This is a genomic window from Arthrobacter sp. Sr33 (assembly GCF_054511195.1).
Window position 1 is genome coordinate 1 of sequence record NZ_JBTNDD010000022.1, and the last position, 5,429, is coordinate 5,429.

General features: G+C 54.9%; 2 rRNA genes. Both read right to left on the bottom strand.

Annotated elements, in window-relative coordinates:
* Positions 1-108 precede the first annotated feature (108 nt).
* Positions 109-3,273, bottom strand: a 23S ribosomal RNA gene (locus tag ACX80T_RS16220).
* Positions 3,274-3,804: 531 nt separating this feature from the next.
* Positions 3,805-5,331, bottom strand: a 16S ribosomal RNA gene (locus tag ACX80T_RS16225).
* The 16S and 23S rRNA genes sit together here, the layout of an rRNA operon.
* Positions 5,332-5,429 lie beyond the last annotated feature (98 nt).

Here is a 5,429-nt window from a genome sequence, read left to right on the forward strand (position 1 = left end):
TTTTTTGGTTCCTGTTGTTGGTTGGGAACCGCATAGTGGACGAAAGCAGCATATCTTTACACCATCCTTGGTGTGAACGTCTTTTGATGCCGTTCACGGGTGGTGTGTGTGGTGTAAGTTATCGGCTTATTAGTACCGGTCAGCTTCACAAGTCGTTAGTCCTTGCTTCCACGTCCGGCCTATCAACCCAGTGGTCTGGCTGGGGGCCTCTCACACAAATGTGTATGGAAATCTCATCTCGAAGCAGGCTTCCCGCTTAGATGCTTTCAGCGGTTATCCCATCCGAACGTAGCTAATCAGCGGTGCACTTGGCAGTACAACTGACACACCAGAGGTTCGTCCGTCCCGGTCCTCTCGTACTAAGGACAGCCCTTCTCAAATTTCCTGCGCGCGCAGCGGATAGGGACCGAACTGTCTCACGACGTTCTAAACCCAGCTCGCGTACCGCTTTAATGGGCGAACAGCCCAACCCTTGGGACCTACTCCAGCCCCAGGATGCGACGAGCCGACATCGAGGTGCCAAACCATGCCGTCGATATGGACTCTTGGGCAAGATCAGCCTGTTATCCCCGAGGTACCTTTTATCCGTTGAGCGACGGCCATTCCACAATGTACCGCCGGATCACTAGTCCCGACTTTCGTCCCTGCTTGAGATGTCTCTCTCACAGTCAAGCTCCCTTGTGCACTTACACTCGACACCTGATTGCCAACCAGGCTGAGGGAACCTTTGGGCGCCTCCGTTACTTTTTAGGAGGCAACCGCCCCAGTTAAACTACCCATCAGGCACTGTCCCTGACCCGGATTACGGGCCGAAGTTAGATATCCAGTATGACCAGAGTGGTATTTCAACGATGACTCCCCCTGAACTAGCGTCCAGGGTTCACAGTCTCCCACCTATCCTACACAAGCCACACCGAACACCAATACCAAACTATAGTGAAGGTCTCGGGGTCTTTCCGTCCTGCTGCGCGTAACGAGCATCTTTACTCGTAGTGCAATTTCGCCGAGCTTATGGTTGAGACAGCGGGGAAGTCGTTACTCCATTCGTGCAGGTCGGAACTTACCCGACAAGGAATTTCGCTACCTTAGGATGGTTATAGTTACCACCGCCGTTTACTGGGGCTTAAATTCCCAGCTTCGCACCCCGAAGGGCACTAACCGGTCCTCTTAACCTTCCAGCACCGGGCAGGAGTCAGTCCGTATACATCGTCTTGCGACTTCGCACGGACCTGTGTTTTTAGTAAACAGTCGCTTCCCCCTGGTCTCTGCGGCCCCACAACGCTCACAACAGCAAGTGTTGGTCACGGGTGAGGCCCCCCTTCTCCCGAAGTTACGGGGGCATTTTGCCGAGTTCCTTAACCATAATTCTCTCGATCGCCTTAGTATTCTCTACCTGATCACCTGTGTCGGTTTGGGGTACGGGCGGCTAAAACCTCGCGCCGATGCTTTTCTAGGCAGCATAGGATCACCGGATCCCCGCATAACGGGGCCCATCGGGTCTCAGAGACGGTATCAAAACCAGGACCACGGATTTGCCTATGGTCCCTCCTACATCCTTAGACCGGGGCAACCATCGCCCGGCCCGGCTACCTTCCTGCGTCACACCTGTTAATACGCTTACCTCCCAGGATCAGGTCCCGCGCTCCACCAAAAACCACGTCACCCCGAAGGGTGGGCAGTCAGGTATTGGGCGGTTAGTATCCCCTGCTCAGTATGGGCGGTTTTTCGCCGGTACGGGAATATCAACCCGTTGTCCATCGACTACGCCTGTCGGCCTCGCCTTAGGTCCCGACTTACCCAGGGCAGATTAGCTTGACCCTGGAACCCTTGATCATTCGGCGGACGGGTTTCTCACCCGTCTTTCGCTACTCATGCCTGCATTCTCACTCGTGTAGGCTCCACCGCTGGTTTACACCGCGACTTCACCGCCCACACGACGCTCCCCTACCACTCCAGACGCCTGAACTCAGGAGAACAAGTCTCCGGCTTAGCTAATATCTGAAATCCACAACTTCGGCGGTGTACTTGAGCCCCGCTACATTGTCGGCGCGGAATCACTTGACCAGTGAGCTATTACGCACTCTTTCAAGGATGGCTGCTTCTAAGCCAACCTCCTGGTTGTCTTCGCAACTCCACATCCTTTCCCACTTAGCACACGCTTAGGGGCCTTAGTTGGTGGTCTGGGCTGTTTCCCTCTCGACTATGAAGCTTATCCCCCACAGTCTCACTGCTGCGCTCTCACTTACCGGCATTCGGAGTTTGGCTGACGTCAGTAACCTTGTAGGGCCCATTAGCCATCCAGTAGCTCTACCTCCGGTAAGAAACACGCAACGCTGCACCTAAATGCATTTCGGGGAGAACCAGCTATCACGAAGTTTGATTGGCCTTTCACCCCTACCCACAGCTCATCCCCTCCATTTTCAACTGAAGTGGGTTCGGTCCTCCACGACGTCTTACCGTCGCTTCAACCTGGCCATGGGTAGATCACTTCGCTTCGGGTCTAGATCACGCCACTCACTCGCCCTATTCAGACTCGCTTTCGCTACGGCTTCCCCACACGGGTTAACCTCGCGACGTAACACTAACTCGCAGGCTCATTCTTCAAAAGGCACGCCATCACACCACCACCCCCGAAAGGATGGCAACGCTCTGACGGATTGTAGGCACACGGTTTCAGGTACTGTTTCACTCCCCTCCCGGGGTACTTTTCACCTTTCCCTCACGGTACTTGTCCGCTATCGGTCATCAAGGAGTATTTAGGCTTACCAGGTGGTCCTGGCAGATTCGCACGGGATTTCTCGGGCCCCGTACTACTTGGGATACTCTCCAAACGGCAGCACGCATTACGGTTACGGGACTTACACCCTCTCCGGCCGGCCTTTCAAGACCGTTCACCTATACGCCTGCACTCATTTCACTGATCCGGCAGAATCAGAACGGAAAGTCCCGCAACCCCAGTGATGCAACGCCCGCCGGCTATCACACACCACTGGTTTAGCCTCATCCGCGTTCGCTCGCCACTACTAACGGAATCACTATTGTTTTCTCTTCCTGTGGGTACTGAGATGTTTCACTTCCCCACGTTCCCTCCACGCACCCTATGTGTTCAGATGCGGGTCACCCGGTCCATCGCTGGCCAGGCGGGGTTTCCCCATTCGGAAATCCTGGGCTCACAGTCCGGTTATCGACTCCCCCAGGCTTATCGCAGATTCCCACGTCCTTCTTCGGCTCTTGATGCCAAGGCATCCACCGTGTGCCCTTAAAAACTTGACCACAAAAGATCAAAAAACATATCGAGAAAACCATGGCATCAAACTAAAAGTCTGAAACCAAGATTTTTTGAAATTGCTTCTTATTTTTAAGATGCTCTCGTCCACTATGCAGTTCTCAACCAACAACCCCACACCACCAACCAAAACCCCCAAACACGAGGATCCCGCTGCCATGGCAGGGAAAAACCAGAAACCCCAGCACCCCAACCCCCACAAACAACACCCCACCACCCCGACACGCCACAACGACGCACCAAACCAGCAGAACACTTGTCCACGACAATCAGAGCCCTGTTATTTCAGGACCCAACAGTGTGCCATACGATAACCCAATCACCACCAACCAGAACCATTTCCACACCACCAAAAGGCGATCGTACTCTGCAACCAGCCAGCGCCACCAGGCACCTATCCATTGATATTCCACCCTTGAGCAGCCCACCGCGGAACAAACGCCCGCGCAATAGGCCATACTCCTACAAACCCCACACCAACCACACAGGATCGGCGCGTCATTCGAGGTGCTCCTTAGAAAGGAGGTGATCCAGCCGCACCTTCCGGTACGGCTACCTTGTTACGACTTAGTCCCAATCGCCGGTCCCACCTTCGACAGCTCCCTCCCCACAAGGGGGTTAGGCCACCGGCTTCGGGTGTTACCAACTTTCGTGACTTGACGGGCGGTGTGTACAAGGCCCGGGAACGTATTCACCGCAGCGTTGCTGATCTGCGATTACTAGCGACTCCGACTTCATGAGGTCGAGTTGCAGACCTCAATCCGAACTGAGACCGGCTTTTTGGGATTAGCTCCACCTCACAGTATCGCAACCCTTTGTACCGGCCATTGTAGCATGCGTGAAGCCCAAGACATAAGGGGCATGATGATTTGACGTCGTCCCCACCTTCCTCCGAGTTGACCCCGGCAGTCTCCTATGAGTCCCCGCCATAACGCGCTGGCAACATAGAACGAGGGTTGCGCTCGTTGCGGGACTTAACCCAACATCTCACGACACGAGCTGACGACAACCATGCACCACCTGTAAACCGGCCGCAAGCGGCCAACACATCTCTGCGCTGTTCCAGTTCATGTCAAGCCTTGGTAAGGTTCTTCGCGTTGCATCGAATTAATCCGCATGCTCCGCCGCTTGTGCGGGCCCCCGTCAATTCCTTTGAGTTTTAGCCTTGCGGCCGTACTCCCCAGGCGGGGCACTTAATGCGTTAGCTACGGCGCGGAAAACGTGGAATGTCCCCCACACCTAGTGCCCAACGTTTACGGCATGGACTACCAGGGTATCTAATCCTGTTCGCTCCCCATGCTTTCGCTCCTCAGCGTCAGTTAATGCCCAGAGACCTGCCTTCGCCATCGGTGTTCCTCCTGATATCTGCGCATTTCACCGCTACACCAGGAATTCCAGTCTCCCCTACATCACTCTAGTCTGCCCGTACCCACCGCAGATCCGGAGTTAAGCCCCGGACTTTCACGGCAGACGCGACAAACCACCTACGAGCTCTTTACGCCCAATAATTCCGGATAACGCTTGCGCCCTACGTATTACCGCGGCTGCTGGCACGTAGTTAGCCGGCGCTTCTTCTGCAGGTACCGTCACTTTCGCTTCTTCCCTACTGAAAGAGGTTTACAACCCGAAGGCCTTCATCCCCCACGCGGCGTCGCTGCATCAGGCTTGCGCCCATTGTGCAATATTCCCCACTGCTGCCTCCCGTAGGAGTCTGGGCCGTGTCTCAGTCCCAGTGTGGCCGTCCACCCTCTCAGGCCGGCTACCCGTCGTCGCCTTGGTAGGCCATTACCCCACCAACAAGCTGATAGGCCGCGAGTCCATCCAAAACCGCAATAAAGCTTTCCACCAACATGGCATGCGCCAGAAGGTCATATCCAGTATTAGACCCGGTTTCCCAGGCTTATCCCAGAGTCAAGGGCAGGTTACTCACGTGTTACTCACCCGTTCGCCACTAATCCCCCAGCAAGCTGGGATCATCGTTCGACTTGCATGTGTTAAGCACGCCGCCAGCGTTCATCCTGAGCCAGGATCAAACTCTCCGTAAATGCATTACAGACACGCACCCACCACCAGGAAAAACCAGTAAACAGGCACGCGCAAAATTCGAAACCAGCCAAAAACAACCACACAACACCACGGGGTG